This is a genomic window from uncultured Sneathiella sp. (genome assembly GCF_963973085.1).
Classification (GTDB): Bacteria; Pseudomonadota; Alphaproteobacteria; order Sneathiellales; family Sneathiellaceae; genus Sneathiella.
This window is the reverse complement of sequence record NZ_CAXAXA010000003.1, coordinates 203,971-222,612: the sequence shown is the minus strand read 5'-3', so window position 1 is coordinate 222,612 and position 18,642 is coordinate 203,971. Positions and strand designations below refer to the sequence as shown.

Sequence of the window (18,642 nt, the reverse complement as noted above, 5' to 3'; positions counted from 1 at the left end):
CCGTCAGTTTTTATCCCAATGCTCTTCCGTTGATCCGCTTGCCGTCAAGAGGAATATCAGCGCGGAGCCAATGCCCATCAGGCCGATCGCCATCACCATCGCCATCTCGGTTCCGTCATAGAAATAGGCGACAAGGAATCCGAGCAGGGCGGCAAAGCCCAGCATCAGGAACCCCATCAGGGCCGAGGCAGAGCCCGCTTTTTCTGGAAAAGGCGCCATGGCGCCCGCTTGCGATTGCGGCAGCACAACCCCGAGGCCGAGCGTATAGACGATCATTGGGATAATGACGGCCGAAATGCTGTGCAACCCTGCCCAGGCGGCGACCAGCATTGCAACACCGCCAAGCGCGCAAATCACTGTTCCAATCCCGACCGAGAAGGAAAGCCCCCGGCTTTTGGTGACATAGGGACCGAGCAGGGTTCCGGCCATGTAGCCGAGAACCACAATCCCGAAAAAATATCCGAAGTTATTGGCAGGCACTTCGAAAACCTCAATCAGGACCAGCGGAGAGCCGGAAATGAACGAGAACAGTCCGCCAAAACACAAGCCGCCCGTCAGGGCATAGCCCAGAAACTCCCGATGGCGGAGCAAGTCCGAATAATTACGGACAATATGACGCGGGCGAATGGCATTCAGATCCTTCACTTTCAGAGATTCATCCACCAGGAACAGCGTGATCAGCGCCATGATGAAGCCAAACAGCCCGAGAATGAAGAAGATGGACTGCCAGCCATAGAAAACCACGATATAGCCGCCGATCACCGGCGCTATGGCAGGCGCGAGCCCCATGATTGTCCCCATCCGCGAAAGTTGCCGGGCCGCCTGTTCCCGGGCAAAAAGATCGCGGACCATGGCGCGCGGCGCGACCATCGCCGCGCAGGCGCCAAGGGCCTGAAAAAACCGTGAGATTACCAGTTGGTCGATATTGACCGCCACCACGCAGGCAAGGCTTGCCAGAACATAAATCAGCAACCCGCCAAGGATGACCGGCTTTCGCCCGAACCGATCGGTGAGCGGCCCGTAAATCAGCTGGCACCCGCCAATTCCAAAGGTAAATATACTGAGGGTAAGCTGAACCTCCGCCGGGGTTGCGCTAAAAAAGGCCGCCAGCTGCGGAAATGTCGGCAAATACATATCCGTCGACAGCGGCCCGAGCGCAACGGCCGCGGCAAGGTAGAAAGTAAAGGTAACCGAAGATGGTATGAGTCGATTCATGAGGGGCTTTCAACAGAGGGCCTCCCTGTCATACCCCTTCTGCTTTCTCAACGCCATATTTATGTAAGTCCGCCCCATTGGTTTTCAGCCATTTCTTAGCCGGTGCGACTGCCGAGTGAAGCTCGTCCACCACCTGCCAGAAGTCTGAAGAATGGTTCATATGACGCAGATGCGCCACCTCATGGGCGACAATATAGCTCATGACCTCCTCCGGCATGAGCAGGAGGCGCCATGAGAAATTCAGATTCCCCGTCGAAGAACAGCTGCCCCAACGGGAAATCTGGTCGCGCAAGGTGATGCCGCTATATCGAACATCGATTTTCCCGGCATAGTCGGCAGCCCAGACGCTGATTTCCGTTTTCGCCATTTTGCGGGACCAGTCCTTGACCCGGCGCGGCAGATGCTCGGCGCCGCCGGCGACATAGATATGCCCATCTTCCGCCCAGACAAACCCGCGCTGCTCCGGCACATGGGTGATCCGGTGTGGCCGGCCCAGAACGGGCAGCATGGCGCCATCGCGAAACGGAACCGCCGACGGTAACTTGTTAATATTGCTGGCAATCCAGTCAATTTCCTGCTTCAGGAAGCTTAACCCGGCTTTGAGGGAGGCCCGTTTCGGCAGCAGCAGGACGATCCCGCGTCTGGGATCGATGCGGACCTTGATCCGTGCCGAGCGGGCAGGGCGCGATATCTCTATGGGAATTTTCCGGCCGTCATAGGCAAGATAGGGCGGCGGACCCGTCACCAGGAGCGGTGCCGATCTCTCAGTCAATGTCTTCATCCGGCCAGTCAACGATATGATCTTCCAGATCCCCCGCCCGGCGTTCCGAAATCACCCGCCCGCGCACAGAGACGCCCGCCCGGTGAACGGTGTCCGGATCGCCGGAAACCAGCGGATGCCACCAGGGCAACGGCTTACCTTCCGACAACAGGCGGTAACCGCAGGTTTTCGGCATCCAGTGTAACTTCGGGATAATTTCCGGAGTAACGGTGATACAATCAGGCACAAGCCGCGACCTTTCCGGATAGCGCGTACAGGCACAGGTTCCAAGGTCGAGCAGGCGGCAGGCCACATCGGTGTAGGCAAGCTCAAGGGTATCTTCGTCCTCAAGCTTGAGAAGACAGCATTTCGCACAGCCGTCACAGAGGGATTCCCACTGCTCCGACGTCATGTCCTCAAGGGCTACAGTCTCCCAAAACGGTTGGTCACTCACACCAGCTTAAGCCTTTTTTGTCGGTTTCCGTCGTGCCTGAGCCGTCGTTTTGGCTCTGGTCGGCGATTTTTGCGCCTTCAGGGGCGCAGGCGAGCTGACCGTAGCTGTTTTTTTCACCGTTGTCTTGGGTGTTGTTTTCCGAGCCGCAATTGCTTTCTTCACTGCTGGTTTTTTGGCCGCGGTCCGCACTGGCGCTTTCATTGCGGCAGGTTTGCTCGCCGCTGTTGTCGCCGGCATCTCCGGAGCCGCTTTCACCGCTGCTTTGGCAGCCATTGCCGCCTTTTCAGGGACGGGCTTTTTAGTCTCTTCTGCCGTTTCCTTCTGCGCCTGAGAGAAACGGGCCCGGTTTCTCGGCTCCTGGTTCAGGATGAAATCGCTGATGCGCGGGGCAATCTCGCTTCTGAACTTGCTGCCGTTGAACACGCCATAATGGCCGACGCCTTTTTGTTCATAATGGGTTTTCATGCTTTCCGGCAGGGCCGTGCAGATATCATGGGCGGCCACCGTCTGACCAATGCCGGAAATATCGTCAAGCTCACCTTCAACCGTCATGATCGCGGTTTTCTTGATGAGGTCGGTTCGTACCGGCCGGTCTCCACGATACATCATCTCGCCCTTGGCCAGCGCCTGTTTCTGAAAGACGGTTTCGATCGTCTGCAGATAATATTCCGCTGTCAGATCCATGACCGCGTTATATTCCGCATAAAAGGCGCGATGCTTGTCCGCGCTATCGCCATCGCCTTCCACCAGATGATCGAACTGCTTTACATGGGCTTCCATATGGCGGCCGAAATTCATGCTGACGAACCCGCTAAGCTGCAGAAAGCCTGGGTAGACACGCCGAAACGCCCCGGGATAGCCAAGCGGCACATGGTTGATCACTGTATGCTCGAACCATTCGATAGAGTGGTTCATGGCCAGTTTGCAGGGTTCCGTCGGGTGGCGACGGGTATCGATGGGGCTCCCCATCAGGGTTATCGAGAGCGGCACATTGGGGTTATTGTCTTCCGACATGAGGGCAACAGCGGCCAGAACCGGCACGCCGGGCTGACATACCGCCATCACATGGGTTTCCGGCCCCATTATTTCGAGATAATCGATGATGTAATCGATATAGTCATCAAGATCGAACCGGCCCTCATAGAGGGGCACATTCGCCGCATCCCGCCAGTCTGTAATATAGACATCATGGTTCGGCAGCATTGTTTCCACCGTCCCGCGCAGCAATGTCGCAAAATGGCCGGACATGGGCGCAACGATCAGGAGCTTGGGATCTTTTCGCGTCGTGTCCCGCTTAAAGTGCTTGAGCTGGCAAAAGCTTTTGCGGTGCAAAATCTCTTCCGTCACGGCGACGGTCCGCATGTCAATATTGGTTGATGTAATATCAAAGGCCGGTTTTCCGTGATACTGTGTCGTTTCCGAAAACAAATCGAAACTCGCGGCCAGGGTCTGCGCCTGCGGCGTTTCGGAAAGCGGATTAAACGGATTCCTCAGTACCTGAGAGTAAAGTTGTGCGGCCATACGGACCGGAGAAAGCGCCAATTTCTGCATTTCGTTAAATTGGTAAAGCACGTTGTACTCTCCTAATTTGACAAGGCCCTCTTCACATGGGTCTTGTTATTGTTATATGCGCAAATTTTCGCTGCACTGCAGCATAATATAGGAAAATTCGCGGCAGTGTCAGTATTTTTTGCGAAAATACAGAGAATTGATTAAGATTTAGGCTCGATTCTGTGTGAAACTTCACACAGAAGAGTGTGTTGAGGAAATTTTTATGCGGTTCTTTTGGTCTGTTTTTTTCCTGATTCTCCTGATTCCACCGTCGGTATCTGCCCAGTCGTCCCTGCTTGGCGAGGATCCTGTCTTCCGCAGCGCGGCCTATGGCGATGCGGCGGCAGTGGAGACATTCCTGCTGACGGGAAACAATCCGAATATCCGTGATTTGAAGAAAGTCCCGCTGTTGCATCATGCCGCGATTGCCGGTGTCCCGAAGACCGTGCGCACATTGCTTCGTCACGGCGCGCGGGTGGACCTGGCCGATCCGTTTGGGAATACGGCCCTGATGCAGGCGGCCGCCTATGGCTCAACAGCCGCCGCCCTTCTCCTGATTGAGGCGGGATCGAAGCTGGATGAAGAAAACCGTCAGGGAGAGACCGCGTTGATCAAGGCCGCGAAGACCGGTCATTATGATGTGGCAAAGCTGTTGCTTGAAAAAGGCGCAACGGCCGACCAGACAGACTTTACCGGAAGGACGGCGCTGGACCATGCCCGGCAAAACCGCCATCCCGATGTTGTGCGCCTCTTGTCAGACGCGAAAAGCTGATCGCGCCTGACGGACAGGGCGGCGTGATCTTTATTTCGCCTCTGCAGCAACCAGAGCCGCCCGCAATCCATCCGCATGCGGATTTGAAACTGTCCTGTCGATCACGATCTGCTGGGACGTCACTGGCTGTCCGTAATAGGATTCATTTGAATCCGCATTTGATGACAGGATCGAACCTTCCACCGACGCACCAATAAACAGGCCTTTTGAAATTGCGAAGGAGAACACGTCGACTTTCAGATTCGTGGTCGTCGACGCCCCGAGGGTGGTGCCGACCGGGCCAACCGCCGCCGACAGGTCACCGCCGAGCTTCACCTGGTTGCTGATAATCGCCTGCAATGCCTTGTCGGTCATGACAACAAGCACAAGCTCATTGGCCTGGGCTCCGAATTGCAGGCCGATGCTGCCCTGTCCCATTGTGTAAAAGGCCGGAGACGACCAGTTTCCGGCAGCATCCTTGCCCAGCAGAACGCCGCTACCACCCGCGCCGCCAACAAAGAACCCGGCTTTCAGGACTTGCGGAAAAACAACGACACCCTTGGCAACGGCCAGCAGCTTGCGAAACTGTTCCATCTCGGATTTTGCGGCAACATCCCCGATCGTGAACTTGGCCTTTTCAACGAGTTGATCCTGCGCCTCCCCGGCGGTGGCAAGGCTACCAGAACTCATGAGCAGCGCCCCTGCGGTCACAAGCGACAGGAAGGTTCGACGGCTCGCCCTGATTGTCTTCTGCATCTTCTCAATCCTTTTTGACTAATCGTTGGAAAACGGGATACTGCTATAAAATAAGTGTCCAATGATGGCATTAATATGTCTAAAATTCTTCAGAAAAAAAGGGGGGCGCGAAAGTTCCCGAGTATATGAACAAAATGACCCGCCAACCGGGCTCGCTTGAAGACCCGTCAGACGCCATCAACCAGACGGCGCCGGGCATGCGGCTGGAAACACTGGTGTATATTCGCTGGCTCGCGGTTCTGGGTCAGGCGCTGACCGTTGTCATCGTTTTGGCCTTCTTTGGCTATAACCTGCCACTTTTGCCGGTCGCCCTCCTGATCAGCGCGAGTGCCATTCTCAATTTGCTGGTCAGTTTCAGCCGGAAACCATCGGCGCGGCTGCCGAACCGCGGCGCTATCCTCTATCTTTTTTATGATATCCTGCAACTCGCCGGTCTTTTATATTTCACCGGCGGCCTGACAAACCCGTTTTCGGTCCTGTTTCTGGTCCCGGTAACCATTTCTGCAACAAACCTGTCCCGGCAGGGAACCTTTTTTCTTGGCCTGGTGACGCTCGTCTGTATTTCCATCCTGGCGCTCTTTTTTGAGCCGCTACCGCTTCCCGCGAGCTCATTGGTGCTGTCAGATACCTATATTCTGGCGATATGGGCGGCGCTGGTGCTGGGAACGGCGTTTCTCTCCGGCTATGCTTGGCTAATTGCGGCGGATTCCCGGAAAATGACAGATGCCCTGACCGTCGCGCGGGCGGAGCTGGCGCGCGAGCAACAACTTTCTGCTGTTGGCGGGATCGCCGCCGCCGCCGCCCATGAGCTCGGCACTCCGCTCAACACCATCCTGCTTGTCTCCGAGGAACTGGCGCAGGCCTTGCCGCCGGGAAGCGATGCCGCAGACGATGCCGCGCTGTTGCACAATCAGGCAAAAAAATGCGCCGAAGTCCTGGCGCAACTTTCCAAGGGGCCGGAAACGGAACGGTTCATTCAGGGAACCGCCCATCACAACTTTGTCGCGCTGGACAATCTTTTCACCCTGATCACCGAAAAATACAAGGAAGGTGGCAAGGAATTCATTATTCAGACCGAGGGCGACATGTCCGACATCCCGCGTCTTTACCTCAGTCCGGAACTGCGCCACGGTCTGGGCAACCTGCTCAGCAACGCCGCCGAGTTCGCGGCCAGCAAAGTCACCATTGACCTATACTGGAACGAGAGCCTGGTGCGGGTGGAGATCAGCGACGACGGGCCTGGTATCTCGGAAGAAATCCTCAGCCGGCTGGGCGAACCTTATATGTCCAGCCGCCGCGGCAAGGGCGGCATGGGCCTGGGCGTCTTTATTGCCGATATGCTGATCAAGCGAAGCGGCGGCGAGCTCAGCTTCAGTAACAGGGCGGGGGGTGGCGCGGTAGCTGAAATCCTCTGGTCGCGGCAGCGGCTCGAAAAATCTGATCCTTTTAGTAATTAAAATATATGCTAATCTTCAAATCGCAGGTGATGCAGCGTGAACAAAAATAAAGACCGGACCATGGACGAGATAAAAACTCTGCTGATTGTTGATGATGATGAAATTTTCCTGAACCGACTTGGCAGGTCGCTGGAACGCAAGGGTTTTACGCCAACACTTGCCAATTCTGTCGCGGAAGGAAAAAAGCAGGCAGCGGAAATTTCGCCCGCTTATGCTGTTGTCGATCTCCGCCTTCAGGATGGAAACGGCCTCGAAGTAGTGGAAACCATCCGCAATGTCAACAAGGACGCCAGCATTGTGATGCTGACTGGCTACGGCAACATCGCATCAGCGGTGGCGGCCGTGAAAGCGGGGGCCATCGACTATCTTGCCAAGCCCGCTAATGTCGACGATATTGCCAATGCCTTGCTCGCAGACAAGGGCGCCACGCCGCCACCGCCGGAGAACCCGATGTCCGCCGATCGGGTGCGGTGGGAGCATATCCAGCGCGTCTACGAGCTGTGCGACCATAATGTTTCCGAAACAGCGAGACGGCTCAACATGCACCGGCGCACCTTGCAACGCATTATGGCAAAGCGCTCCCCTCAATAGCCTTGATGGAACAAAATCTCCCGAAAACCACCCTGATCTGCGGCGATGCGACAGCAGAAATGTCCAAAATGCCCGCAGAAAGCATTGATCTCATCGTGGCGGACCCGCCCTATAACCTTGGCAAGAACTATGGCAACAATATCGACCTCAAGGACCGTGACGATTACCGGAAATTCACCCGAGACTGGCTGACGGAGGCTGTGCGCATCCTCAAGCCCGGCGGATCGCTCTATTGTTTTATGGGGGTCAAGTTCATTGCCCGGCTTTATTTGATGCTGGAAGAAGAGTTTGACCTTACGCCGCAGGGCTGGATCACCTGGCATTACACGCAAGGCATGGGCCGCAAGCGCGGCTTTTCTCCGCGCCATGAGGATATTCTCTGGTTTTCGAAGGGAAATGACGCGCAGTTCAATCTTGATGACGTGCGGGTGCCGCAGAAATATTATCGCAAGCGCAACAACATGGCAGGGGCCAACCCCGGCGATGTCTGGCAGTTCAGCCATGTGCATTATTGCGCGGCCGAACGCCTGCCGCATCCCACACAAAAGCCCGAGGCCCTGCTGGAACGGGTGATCAAGGCCTCGTCCAGCGTTGGCGATATTGTTCTGGATCCCTTTCTCGGCAGCGGGACGACGGCGCGGGTGGCCACAATTCTCGGTCGGAATGCCATTGGCATTGAGGTTAATCCGGACTATATAGGCATGGCCGAAACCCGCCTGAAAGCGCCTTTCTCGTCCTTTGACAGCACTGATCCGCGGGCCGCGCGACAATCGATGGATTTGCCGAAGGACCCGCTTTAAGTTCAATGAAGATATTGTTTCTGCACAATAATTTTCCGGCGCAGTACCGCCATGTTGCGCGCCACCTTGCTGCCGATAAGGAAAACCAGGTGGTGTTTGCCTCGCACCGGGCCCCCGCCGGTATTCCCGGCGTTAAAAACATTCTCTACAAGCCGCATCGCGACGCCAAAGCGGAGACCCATCATTACCTCCGGACCGTGGAGTCGGCGGTCCTCAACGGCCAGGCCGTCTTTCGCACTTGCCTTGATCTGAAACAGAAGGGATTTGTGCCGGATATCATCTGCGCCCATTCCGGATGGGGCAACAGCCTCTATGTGAAGGAAGTTTTCCCCAAGGCGCGGCTGCTCAGCTATTTCGAATGGTATTATCACGCGCGCGGCTCCGATGCCGACTTTCTTGATCCGGACAGCATCGGCCATGATGACACCGCCCGTATCCATAGCAAGAACATACCGCTGCTGATGGATCTGGCCACATCGGACTGGGGGCAGGTGCCAACGGGGTTCCAGCTATCGCAGATTCCCGCCATTTTTCATTCTAAGCTTTCCGTCCTTCATGATGGGGTGGATACGGACTTTTTCAGGCCGAACCCGGATGCGCCCGCGAAAATCGGCAATCTGGACCTCAGCCATGCCGGAGAAATTCTCACCTATGCCACCCGCGGGATGGAGCCGTACCGCGGCTTTCCGGAATTCATGCGCGCCGCCGCCCTTCTGATGAAACAGCGGCCGAATTTGCATGTATTGGTGGTGGGGGAGGACCGCGTGGCCTATGGCAAGCGGCTTCCGGAGGGCGATAGCTGGGGCAAGCGCATGGTCGCGGAACTCAAGCCCGATCCCGAAAGGCTTCATTTTACCGGGCCGCTTCCCTATTCGGAATATGTGAAGGTTCTGCAGTTTTCCACTGTCCGCGCCTATCTCACCGTGCCCTTTGTGCTCAGCTGGTCGTTGATTGAGAGCCTGGCCTGCGGCGGCCTTGTTGTCGGGTCCGATACCGCGCCGGTGCGCGAGATTATCCGGCATGGCGAAAACGGCTTTCTCGCGCCGTTTCATGATCCCGACGCCCTTGCCGCCCATATTGAGGAGGTGCTGGACAGCGTCTCCGAGCTTCAGGATATCCGCAACGCCGCCCGGAAAACCGCCGTTGACAGATATGCCTTGAAGAAAATGCTGCCGCGTCAGCTCCATCTGATTGAAGACGTCGCCGCGGGCCGCCTTCCGCCCCGGGAAAAGGCGGCGAATTGACGGTCACATAAACTCCGTATTTGCAGGGGCCGCCAGTTTATACTATGACCAATACACTTCTTTCATTCAGGGCGATGTAATTTGAACCCGCAAGACTATTTTAACGATGAGCTTGAAGATCATGGCGAGGTTCTGGCCAAAACCCGCGCCGCGCTCGGTCCGTCCTTTCAGGAAATGCTCAAATGCTGGATCGCCGCCATCGAGGGTGGCCACAAGATCCTGTTTTTCGGCAATGGCGGCAGCGCCGCGGATGCCCAGCATCTCGCGGCCGAGCTCGTCATCCGTTTTATCGAGGATCGCAGGCCCATCGCCGCCATTGCCCTCAATACCGATACCTCGGCGCTGACCGCCGGGGCCAATGATCTCGGGTTCGACGAGGTTTTCGCCCGTCAGGTCGATGCGCTGGGACAGCCCGGCGATGTCGCGGTCGGCATTTCCACCTCCGGCACCAGCCCCAATATTGTAAAAGCCCTTGAAATGGCGCGCAAAAATGGCTTGGTCACCAATGCTTTCACCGGACGCGATGGCGGAAAGATGCCAAGCCTCGCCGATGTCTCTCTGATCGTGCCCGCACAGTCCACCCGGCGGATACAGGAGATGCATATTACCCTCGGTCATATGCTGTGCGGCGCGCTCGAAAAATCCCTGAAACTGGTGTGATTTCTCATGGAAAACCGTTCTTCCCTGCTGACTATCCTGGACAACACAGCCAAGATTAACGCGCTGGTTCTGGGTGATATCATGCTGGACCGCTTCGTTTATGGCAATGCCGGGCGTATCTCCCCCGAAGCGCCCATCCCGATCCTCAATATCACCCACCAGTCGCAGATGCTGGGCGGTGCAGGCAATGTCGGGCGAAACATCACCTCGCTCGGGGCGCGGGCCGGGCTTATCTCTGTCATTGGCGAGGATGCAGAAGGCGTTGAGATCGAACGTATTTTCAGCAACCAGAGCGCCATAACGCCCCATCTGGTGAAATCAGTCGGTCGACCGACTACGGTCAAGACACGCTTTATCGCCGATGGGCAGCAACTCCTCAGGAGTGATCATGAAGCAACCCATCAGCTGCAGCCGAAAACCGCCGGCATGGTCCTCAAAACCTTTCGGGAGGCGATCGAGACTGCCGATATCCTCGTCCTTTCCGATTACGCCAAGGGGGTTCTCTCCGATACCGTGCTGCGGCAGGTGATCGCAAGCGCAAGGGAAAAGAATATCCCCGTCATTGCCGATCCGAAATCCCGGGATTTCAGCCGCTATGCGGGCGTCACCCTGCTCACCCCGAACCGCAAGGAAATGATCGCGGCAAGCGGCATGCCTTGCAGCACCAACCGGGAAGTTGAGCTTGCCGCCCGTTCGGTGATCGAGAAAACCGGTATTTCCGCCCTTCTCGTCACCCGGTCCGAGGCGGGGATGAGCCTGATCACCGCCACTGACGCCCATCATATCGGCGCCGAGGCGCAGGAGGTTTTCGATGTCTCCGGCGCAGGCGATAGCGTGATTGCCGCCCTGTCCCTCGCGCTTGCCGCCGGGGCTTCGATGCTGGAAGCGGCGCAAATTGCCAATCTTGCGGGCGGGATTGCGGTTTCGAAAGCCGGTACGGCGGCGGTGACCAGGGCGGATATAAAGGATGCCCTGCATAACCTGGAGCTCAGCGGACTGGAGAGCAAGATCACCAGCCTCAAGGACGCACTGGACCGGGTCTCCAACTGGCGCAGCCGCGGATTGAAGGTCGGTTTTACCAATGGCTGCTTCGATCTGGTGCATCCGGGGCATATTTCCCTGATGAGTCAGGCGCGCGGCGAATGCGACCGGCTGATCGTCGGGCTCAATACCGATGCCAGCATCCGCCGCCTGAAGGGCGAGGGGCGGCCCATCACCAATGAAAACTCCCGCGCCATCGTGCTCGCCAGCCTTTCCGATGTCGATCTGGTCATCCCCTTCGCCGAGGATACGCCGATCAAGCTGATCGAGGAAATCAAGCCCGATGTTCTGATCAAGGGCGCGGATTATACGGTGGAGACCGTTGTCGGCGCCGATATCGTTCAGGCGTATGGTGGACGGGTTCATCTCGCGTCCCTGAAACAGGGGTTCAGCACCACCGGCACCATAGAGCGGCTGCTCGCGGCCCAGAAAGAGGCGTGAAAATGGGGAATCTGATCCTGGTCACGGGCGGCGCGGGTTTTATCGGCTCCAATATCGTTGCGGCCCTTTCGGAACGGGGCGAGAAGATCGTTATCTGCGACTGGCTGGATCAGGGCGAGAAATGGAAGAATATTGCGAAATCAGTGGTCTCCGACTTCGTCGATCCGGATCACCTGGAAAGCTGGCTTCACAAGAATGACAGCCGCCTGCGCGCGATCATCCATATGGGCGCGATTTCCGCAACGACCGAGACGGACGGCGACCTCATCCTGAAACGCAACTTCGGCCCGACGCGGATGCTCTGGCGGTTTGCAACGGAAAACGCCACGCCGTTTATCTTCGCCTCCTCCGCCGCGACCTATGGCGATGGCGGCGCCGGGTTTGACGATGACGAGAACGAGGCCGCCCTTGAAAAGCTGCAGCCGCTCAATCTCTACGGCTGGAGCAAGCATGCCATCGACAAGTTCATTGCCCGCGAGATTGCCCGTGGCGCCATGACGCCGCCGCAATGGGCGGGGCTCAAATTTTTTAATGTCTATGGCCCGAATGAATATCACAAAGGCGGGATGAAAAGCGTCATTGCCCAGAGTTACCCGAAAATCGCCGCCGGGGAGGCCGTCACCCTCTTCAAGTCCCACAATCCCGATTATGAGGATGGCGGACAGCTCCGCGATTTCGTCTATGTGAAGGATTGCGTCGATGTGGTGCTCTGGCTGCTCGATAACGGATCAGTCTCCGGGCTGTTCAACCTCGGCACCGGCAAGGCGAGAAGCTTCAAGGACCTCGCCGCCGCCACCTTCAAGGCCGCGGACAAGCCCGAAAAGATTACCTATATCGACACCCCGGCGCAAATCCGCGATAAATACCAGTATTTCACCGAAGCCAATATGCAAAAACTCCGCGCCGCCGGATTTGGCGGCAATTTCCACAGCCTGGAAGACGGCATCCGCGACTACGTCACTAACTATCTTTCGACAGACGATCCGTATCGGTGAGTAAGTTTGAGAATTGAAGGGCCTTTTATCGCAAGGTTCGAATAACGTCCGATTTGATTTCAATATAAAGCCGTCGCGCTGCTTTTTTGTCACTATAGTCCCATTCATGCTCAATTAGTGACATTGCTTGCTCGACTCTCTTGTCAGCCATCGGGGCCTTACAAGAGAGCTTAATCAAACTCATTTTAGCAAACCTGCTTCCTGAAACGCCGCTCTTCTTTGCTATTTTCTTCATATCACCATCAAGAGCAACCAAGATAGATTCATTTTCAATTGCAGCGACACAAACAAGCTCGTCAGGAGAACCTGTTGCAATAGCCTCTCTCAAATAAATCACGTGATGGCCATGCTTTTCGAACACTCTGCCCACTGCGTCTGGCACGCCTTCATCTAAAAATAATCGAAGACAGGCCTTTTTTTCTGTCACGCAGCGTTACCAAATTCTATCGCAGCTCGAATATCCCTTTCTGTAAGTGTTGGATATTCTTTCTTAATTTGCCGAACACTGTATCCTGCATCAGAAAATGCCTTAATTGTGTGCACTGGAATCCGTGTACCAGAAACTACAGTGGAACCGTGTGATACGCCTCTTCTTTTTTCCACCGCTCCATATTGCTGGCTATTCCGTTGACTAAGAAGACCTACGGCTTCCTTCATATCTGACCGAATTACTTCAAGCTTAATTATCTCCATAACAAGTTGACCACTTACTACTTCTCTTGGCTTCCCTTCTTTTTGATCAACAAAAACGACCTTTTTGTTTACAACATAAAGCGTCGTTGTCGACCATGCCTTGTCTCCAAGATGACCAAGCTCTTCTTTCACAGCGCGTAGATGTGGAAGGGGTACATTTAATTCATTTCTTAGTCTCCCAAGTACTTTCAATGAGAGAACATCTTGAAATGAATAAACTCGACTATATGGGCGGCGTCTGTTTTCGTCAGCAAAACTTGGCTTAAAAAAGTTCGTCCTATCCCAGTACCGAAGCTGGCGCTTACTGACATTAGTCAGGCGTTCAACATGGTCTTCACTGAATGCCGAAATGACTATATTCGAGCTTGACGTGGTCATTTATCAATCGCCTCAAAACTTTCGATGAGTATCCCCTATAATCTACCTAGATAGATTCTTTTTCTAATTAGTTAACACGAATCGGTCCAATTGCCTATTATTTTTTACCATCTTAAGGTGAATAGATGAAATATATACTTTTATAAGGTGTAATCTCCTCAAAACCCCTTCGGTTCTACCGTCAAAAACTCCACCTCGATAAAGGCGCATTCGAAATCGTTGCCGTTCTTGACGTTATGTTCGACGCCGGTCTCGCGGAAATAGGGGACGCCGGTTTTCAGCTCGGCGCGGGTTGTTTCGCCATTCGGGAGCTCGATATCGAGAAAACCGTCGAACAGCGGAACGACGACATAGTCATACTGATGGGTATGCCATCCGGTAGCATCGCCGCGCTTTTTGAACCGCCATTCCGTCACGCGGGTGCGGGGATTGTCGATAAAGACGCTGGGGAGGGCTGTGCCGTCGGGGGTTTCAGAACACATTGAACTTCTCCTTTATCGGGTTTTCTAAACTAAACAGGCGACGGGCAGCAATCCGCGCAAAACGGAGCGTGACATTGCGCCGCCGCGCCGCATTGAGGTTGAAATCAGCAGAGGCGCGCAGGATCGCCCCGCCGAAATTATCGGCAACGATCAACCCTTGCGCCTCGGGCAGCAGGGTTTGCGGGAAATCCGTATCAACGGCGAAGTAAAACTCATCGCAGAATTCCAGATAATCGGTCCATTTCTCGTCAACGCGGAAATCGGCGGGGCCGGATTTCACCTCGACCACAATAATCCGCCCCTTGTCGTTAATGCCCATCACATCGACGCGGCGGCGAATGCGGAGCTTGACCTCGGTCAGGCTGTCATAGCCCATCTGATGGAGGAGGAGTTGCACGCCGCGCGCGAGGCGCAGGCCCTTATCGGATCTTGCCTCGCTCATCGCTTGGCCGAAATATTCTTGAGATAATTCAGCATTTCCTTAAGCCGTGCTTCGGGCACATTGCGAATTTCATTGGCCAGCAGGTTGGCGAATTCCGTCGCCGTCGGGTTCAGGCCGCTGGTATCCAGCGTGACTTTGGGGTGGGAGAGGGAGGCGAGACGCTGCAATTCCTCCGCATCGTCCCAGATGATGTTGAAATAATCACAGATCTGCGCGACCAGCGACCAGGACGGGCGGCCACGGTGACCATGCTCCAGCGCCGAGAGATAGGCGGCACTGATGGCAAGATCCGCCGCCATTTTTTTGAGCGTAATCCCGCGACTTTTCCGAAAAGCACGCACCCGAAGGCCGAAAGGGGTCATGAAACTGTCCTTATCCGCTGGTTCTTCTCATTGGCGGCTCCGCCTCAGCAGGACATAGAGCGCGCCGCTGCCCCCATGTTTCGGCTGCGCGGCGCGGATGTCAATAACCAGATGCCGTAAATCCGGCGCACCCAGCCATTTCGGCACGGCCTCGCGCAGGATTCCGGTTTTCTCCGGCGCCATGAAGGGGGCATCCTCGGTTTTCTGCTTTGACGATCCCTTGCCGGTGATGACGAGGACGCAGCGTTTACCCTGAATTTGCGCCGCGGTGATAAAACTCCGAAGCCGCCGATGCGCCTCGGCCCGCGTCAGGCCATGCAGGTCGAGCTTTCCGTCGATCTCCATCTTGCCCTTGCGCAGCCGCTCCGCACTCCGCCGGTCCAGCCCCGGCACATTTTCGCGGCGCGACGGGCTCGGGGCATTGGTGCCGGTATCGCCCGAAACCAGCGCGTTTGACCAATCCGCCATGGCTTTCGCCATGGCCTCCACGCTCATGTTTCGGGAGGGTGTCGGTTTAGTCACCTTGGACGAAGGTACCATTATGGTGGGTGTTTTTGCTGCGGGCGGCACCATATTGGTGTCATTTCCCCCCTCAACGAAGCGGTTGCTTGTCAGCGGTTCGATATTGCGGGCGACATGATCCCAGAGATCACGGTCCTTCTCCGAAAGCCCTTTGGGGCGGCTGCTCTTCCTATTTTTCATCGTCAACGATTAGGATATGAAGGCGGCGGGGCCCGTGCGCGCCCATGATCAGGGTCTGCTCGATATCCCCGGTGCGCGAGGGGCCGGAGATGAAATTGATGGTGCGCGGCAGGTTGCCTTCCCCAAATTTCGTCCGGAGCTGCGCCCAGCTGTCTTCCATCGTGCCGGTAATCTGGCTCTTGCGGATCACCACCACATGATTTTCGGGGAGGAAATTGAGGGTGGACGGCGTTTCCGGTCCCGACGCCATACACAGCGTGCCCGTCTCGGCGATCCCGGTGAAGGCCGGGGTCAGGCTCACCTCGTCCTCCGGTGTTGCGGCGCCGCGCGTAATCTCCAGCATCGGGGTCCTGTCGAACGGCAAGCCGTCCAGCGCCGTATCGGGCGCCATCTTGATCCGGGTGGAAAGATTATGGGCCGCAAGGTAATCGCGCACCGCCTCCGGCACATCCTCAAGCGAGGGAACCCGCGCCACCGTTGCCGCCAGTGCCTCGGCCTTTTCCTGGAAGAGATCCACCTGCTTGTTTCGGGTAATCGCGGTGCGGGTCGGAATGGTATGGGGCGCATGCCCCTCAATCCGCGCCTTCAGGGCATTGACTTCCGTCTCGGGGAGCGGGCCGCGGCCAAGGTTATGGCGGATGCGAGCGAAAATCCTGTCACGCGCGGGCATTATTTCCCCTCCCGCGACTGTTTTTTCCATTGGTCCATAAAGGTTTTTCCTTGCGGCGCGGGAAAATCACGAACGGAACTCCATCCCTTCAAGAGCGGGAGCTTGCGAATGACGCCCTTCTTCCCGGCCATCAATTTCAGCGTGCGGGCGCTGATCCGCGTAACAAGGCGGTATAATGTCGGTCTTTTGGCGAAAAAGGCCCACAAGCCAATACCCCAGCGTTCCGGTTTCGGCGTGATCTGCGTCTCGAACGCCTGTTCACGCCAATGCCGCATAATCTTGGGAAGCGGGATGCGCACGGGGCAGACTTCCTCGCACCGACCGCAGAACGTCGAGGCATTGGGCAGGTCTCGCGCTTCCTCCAATCCCACCATATGCGGATTGAGCGCCGCACCGATGGGCCCGGGATAAACCCAGCCATAGGTATGCCCGCCAACCGCCTGATAAACCGGACAATGATTCATGCAGGCCCCGCATTTCAGGCATCGGAGCAGATCCTGCTTATCCGTACCGAGAAGGTCGCTGCGTCCGCTATCGACCAGTACCACATGGAAATTCGCCGGACCGTCAATATCCTCCATCCGCCGCGGGCCGGTGGAAAAGGTCGTATAGACGGACATCTCCTGTCCGGTCGCGGAGCGCGCCAGCAGCCTGAGAAACAGGCTTGCATCCTCCAGCGTCGGCACGACTTTCTCGATACTGGAAACGGCGATATGGGTTTTGGGCAGGGATTGCGTCAGGTCGCCATTGCCTTCATTGGTAACGATGACCGTCGATCCTGTCTCGGCAATCAGGAAATTGGCGCCCGTAATCCCGACATCGGCGGCAACATATTTATCGCGCAGGACGCTGCGTGCCTCGTTGACCAGCGCTTGCGGGTCGGTAATCCGCTCGGTCAGGCCGTATTTTCCGTGATTTTCGTGAAAAAGATCGCTGACCTGATCCTTGGTCTTATGCAGCGCCGGGGCGATGATATGGCTCGGATATTCATGGGCGAGCTGGATAATATATTCGCCAAGGTCGGTTTCGATCGGCTCGATCCCGTTCTTTTCCAGATGATCATTGAGGGCCATTTCCTCGGTGATCATGGATTTACCCTTGGTCACCGTCTTCGCGTTGGCCTCCTTGCAGATATCAAGAATAACGTCGCGCGCTTCCGTATAGGTGCTGCACCAATGGACGCGGCCCCCCTGAAGCATCACCTGATCCTCGAAATACTCAAGATAGTAATCGAGATTTTCCAGAATATGGTTCTTGAGGTCCCGCGCTTCGTCGCGCAAGCCCTCAAACTCCGGGAGTTCACTTGCCGCTTTCGCGCGGGCAAGCGGAAATCCACTTTTCACCCGGGAAAAGGCACTCTGGATATTCTCATCATGAAGCGCCTCATGGGCGCCCTTCTTGAAGCGTCGGCTGGTGACTTGCATCAGTGATCGCCCTCCCCTAGGCCCGGCTTGTCGCCCATCCCGGCGAGGATTTCCGCCACATGCAGCACTTTCATATCGGCGCCACGGCGTTTGAGGCGCCCGGCAATATTCAACAGGCAACCGAGATCCCCGGCGGCCAGGGTCTTCGCGCCGCTGGCAATCAGGTTATCGATTTTGGTGTCGACCATTTTTTCCGAAATCTCGGAATATTTCAGGCAGAAGGTTCCGCCAAAACCGCAGCAGGCCTCGCGGTCTTCCGCCTCGCAGAGCTCAAGCCCTTTTACGCTGCCCAGAAGCGCACGCGGCTGATCTCTTACCTTCATCTCGCGCAGGGAACTGCAACTGTCATGATAGGTGAGGGAGGTTTCAAGCTGCACATCCGCGGGCGCATAGCCGCAGACATCATGCAGAAACGAGGTGAGCTCATAAGTCCGGCCGGATAACTCCTCAATTGCCACCATCATGGTATCATCGCCGTCGAACAGTTCCTTATAATGATGGCGGATCATGCCGGCGCAGGAACCAGACGGCGCCACCACATAGTCAAAGCCCTCAAACGCGCGGATTACCTGGGATGCAATCGCTTTTGCGCTTTCCTTATCGCCGGAATTATAAGCGATCTGGCCGCAGCATGTCTGGACATCAGGCACCTCTATGGTGCACCCCGCCGCCTCCAGCAACTTGACGGCGGCAAAACCGACGGATGAACGGTTCAGATCGACCAGACAGGTGACGAAAAGGGCCACATTTTTCTTCTCATTTGCCGCAGGCAT

The 18,642-nt window shown here is 56.2% G+C and carries 22 protein-coding genes; 8 read left to right on the top strand and 14 right to left on the bottom strand.

Translation table 11 applies throughout. The annotated features are described in order from the left end of the window. Window positions 1-3: 3 nt before the first annotated feature. From AACZ19_RS09050 to phaZ, 4 genes are read right to left on the bottom strand one after another with little or no spacing between them, the layout of a single operon-like run. On the bottom strand, window positions 4-1,215 hold the full coding sequence (locus AACZ19_RS09050; protein ID WP_339633144.1) for a multidrug effflux MFS transporter: 1,212 nt from the start codon (window positions 1,213-1,215) through the stop codon (window positions 4-6). 28 nt (window positions 1,216-1,243) lie between these two features. Then, the gene (locus AACZ19_RS09045) at window positions 1,244-1,987 is read right to left on the bottom strand and encodes a SprT family zinc-dependent metalloprotease (RefSeq protein ID WP_339633142.1); all 744 of its coding nucleotides are present in this window, start codon (window positions 1,985-1,987) and stop codon (window positions 1,244-1,246) included. Continuing rightward, a complete protein-coding gene (locus tag AACZ19_RS09040) occupies window positions 1,980-2,429 on the bottom strand; it encodes a YcgN family cysteine cluster protein (RefSeq protein ID WP_339633140.1) in 450 nt (149 codons plus the stop codon). Before AACZ19_RS09040 ends, AACZ19_RS09045 begins: the two co-directional genes overlap by 8 nt. A 6-nt stretch (window positions 2,430-2,435) precedes the next feature. Continuing rightward, window positions 2,436-4,001: a polyhydroxyalkanoate depolymerase gene (phaZ, locus tag AACZ19_RS09035; RefSeq protein ID WP_339633138.1), complete on the bottom strand. Its 1,566-nt coding sequence runs from the start codon at window positions 3,999-4,001 to the stop codon at window positions 2,436-2,438. Window positions 4,002-4,203: 202 nt separating this feature from the next. Here phaZ and AACZ19_RS09030 point away from each other — a divergent pair, with 202 nt between their 5' ends. Next, window positions 4,204-4,752, top strand: coding sequence for an ankyrin repeat domain-containing protein (locus AACZ19_RS09030; RefSeq protein WP_339633136.1), 549 nt, complete (start codon window positions 4,204-4,206; stop codon window positions 4,750-4,752). Between the two features lie 30 nt (window positions 4,753-4,782). Here AACZ19_RS09030 and AACZ19_RS09025 read toward each other — a convergent pair whose 3' ends face one another. Beyond that, on the bottom strand, window positions 4,783-5,487 hold the full coding sequence (locus AACZ19_RS09025; RefSeq protein ID WP_339633134.1) for a lipid-binding SYLF domain-containing protein: 705 nt from the start codon (window positions 5,485-5,487) through the stop codon (window positions 4,783-4,785). A 125-nt stretch (window positions 5,488-5,612) separates the two neighbouring features. Between AACZ19_RS09025 and AACZ19_RS09020 the strand changes: the two genes are divergently transcribed. From AACZ19_RS09020 to rfaD, 7 genes are all read left to right on the top strand, one after another. Then, window positions 5,613-6,944, top strand: coding sequence for an ActS/PrrB/RegB family redox-sensitive histidine kinase (locus AACZ19_RS09020; protein WP_339633133.1), 1,332 nt, complete (start codon window positions 5,613-5,615; stop codon window positions 6,942-6,944). Window positions 6,945-6,980: 36 nt separating this feature from the next. Then, window positions 6,981-7,535, top strand: a complete 555-nt coding sequence (locus AACZ19_RS09015; protein WP_339633132.1) for an ActR/PrrA/RegA family redox response regulator transcription factor — start codon at window positions 6,981-6,983, stop codon at window positions 7,533-7,535. Between the two features lie 5 nt (window positions 7,536-7,540). Continuing rightward, window positions 7,541-8,335, top strand: a complete 795-nt coding sequence (locus AACZ19_RS09010; RefSeq protein WP_339633130.1) for a site-specific DNA-methyltransferase — start codon at window positions 7,541-7,543, stop codon at window positions 8,333-8,335. 5 nt (window positions 8,336-8,340) lie between these two features. After that, window positions 8,341-9,579 (top strand): glycosyltransferase family 4 protein, encoded by a 1,239-nt coding sequence (locus AACZ19_RS09005; protein ID WP_339633128.1) that lies wholly within the window; start codon window positions 8,341-8,343, stop codon window positions 9,577-9,579. A gap of 81 nt (window positions 9,580-9,660) precedes the next feature. Then, window positions 9,661-10,239, top strand: coding sequence for a D-sedoheptulose 7-phosphate isomerase (locus AACZ19_RS09000; RefSeq protein WP_339633126.1), 579 nt, complete (start codon window positions 9,661-9,663; stop codon window positions 10,237-10,239). A gap of 6 nt (window positions 10,240-10,245) precedes the next feature. Further along, on the top strand, window positions 10,246-11,721 hold the full coding sequence (rfaE1, locus tag AACZ19_RS08995) for a D-glycero-beta-D-manno-heptose-7-phosphate kinase (RefSeq protein WP_339633124.1): 1,476 nt from the start codon (window positions 10,246-10,248) through the stop codon (window positions 11,719-11,721). 2 nt (window positions 11,722-11,723) lie between these two features. Next, window positions 11,724-12,716: an ADP-glyceromanno-heptose 6-epimerase gene (rfaD, locus tag AACZ19_RS08990; protein WP_339633122.1), complete on the top strand. Its 993-nt coding sequence runs from the start codon at window positions 11,724-11,726 to the stop codon at window positions 12,714-12,716. 25 nt (window positions 12,717-12,741) lie between these two features. Here rfaD and AACZ19_RS08985 read toward each other — a convergent pair whose 3' ends face one another. From AACZ19_RS08985 to AACZ19_RS08945, 9 genes are all read right to left on the bottom strand, one after another. After that, on the bottom strand, window positions 12,742-13,143 hold the full coding sequence (locus tag AACZ19_RS08985; protein WP_339633120.1) for a DUF5615 family PIN-like protein: 402 nt from the start codon (window positions 13,141-13,143) through the stop codon (window positions 12,742-12,744). After that, complete coding sequence (locus tag AACZ19_RS08980; protein ID WP_339633118.1) at window positions 13,140-13,787, bottom strand: DUF433 domain-containing protein; 648 nt, start codon at window positions 13,785-13,787, stop codon at window positions 13,140-13,142. The genes AACZ19_RS08985 and AACZ19_RS08980 overlap by 4 nt, the downstream gene beginning before the upstream one ends. Before the next feature lie 158 nt (window positions 13,788-13,945). Next, window positions 13,946-14,269 carry a cupin domain-containing protein gene (locus AACZ19_RS08975; RefSeq protein WP_339633116.1) on the bottom strand — a complete coding sequence of 108 codons (324 nt, stop codon included), beginning with the start codon at window positions 14,267-14,269 and terminating at the stop codon, window positions 13,946-13,948. Then, the gene (locus AACZ19_RS08970; protein WP_339633114.1) at window positions 14,259-14,711 is read right to left on the bottom strand and encodes an MmcB family DNA repair protein; all 453 of its coding nucleotides are present in this window, start codon (window positions 14,709-14,711) and stop codon (window positions 14,259-14,261) included. Before AACZ19_RS08970 ends, AACZ19_RS08975 begins: the two co-directional genes overlap by 11 nt. Then, the gene (locus AACZ19_RS08965) at window positions 14,708-15,073 is read right to left on the bottom strand and encodes a helix-turn-helix transcriptional regulator (protein ID WP_339633112.1); all 366 of its coding nucleotides are present in this window, start codon (window positions 15,071-15,073) and stop codon (window positions 14,708-14,710) included. Before AACZ19_RS08965 ends, AACZ19_RS08970 begins: the two co-directional genes overlap by 4 nt. Before the next feature lie 27 nt (window positions 15,074-15,100). Continuing rightward, a complete protein-coding gene (locus tag AACZ19_RS08960) occupies window positions 15,101-15,775 on the bottom strand; it encodes a Smr/MutS family protein (RefSeq protein WP_339633110.1) in 675 nt (224 codons plus the stop codon). Further along, window positions 15,765-16,445, bottom strand: coding sequence for a lactate utilization protein (locus AACZ19_RS08955; RefSeq protein ID WP_339633108.1), 681 nt, complete (start codon window positions 16,443-16,445; stop codon window positions 15,765-15,767). The genes AACZ19_RS08960 and AACZ19_RS08955 overlap by 11 nt, the downstream gene beginning before the upstream one ends. Continuing rightward, complete coding sequence (locus AACZ19_RS08950; RefSeq protein ID WP_339633106.1) at window positions 16,445-17,869, bottom strand: LutB/LldF family L-lactate oxidation iron-sulfur protein; 1,425 nt, start codon at window positions 17,867-17,869, stop codon at window positions 16,445-16,447. The genes AACZ19_RS08955 and AACZ19_RS08950 overlap by 1 nt, the downstream gene beginning before the upstream one ends. Then, window positions 17,869-18,642: a (Fe-S)-binding protein gene (locus AACZ19_RS08945; RefSeq protein WP_339633104.1), complete on the bottom strand. Its 774-nt coding sequence runs from the start codon at window positions 18,640-18,642 to the stop codon at window positions 17,869-17,871. The genes AACZ19_RS08950 and AACZ19_RS08945 overlap by 1 nt, the downstream gene beginning before the upstream one ends.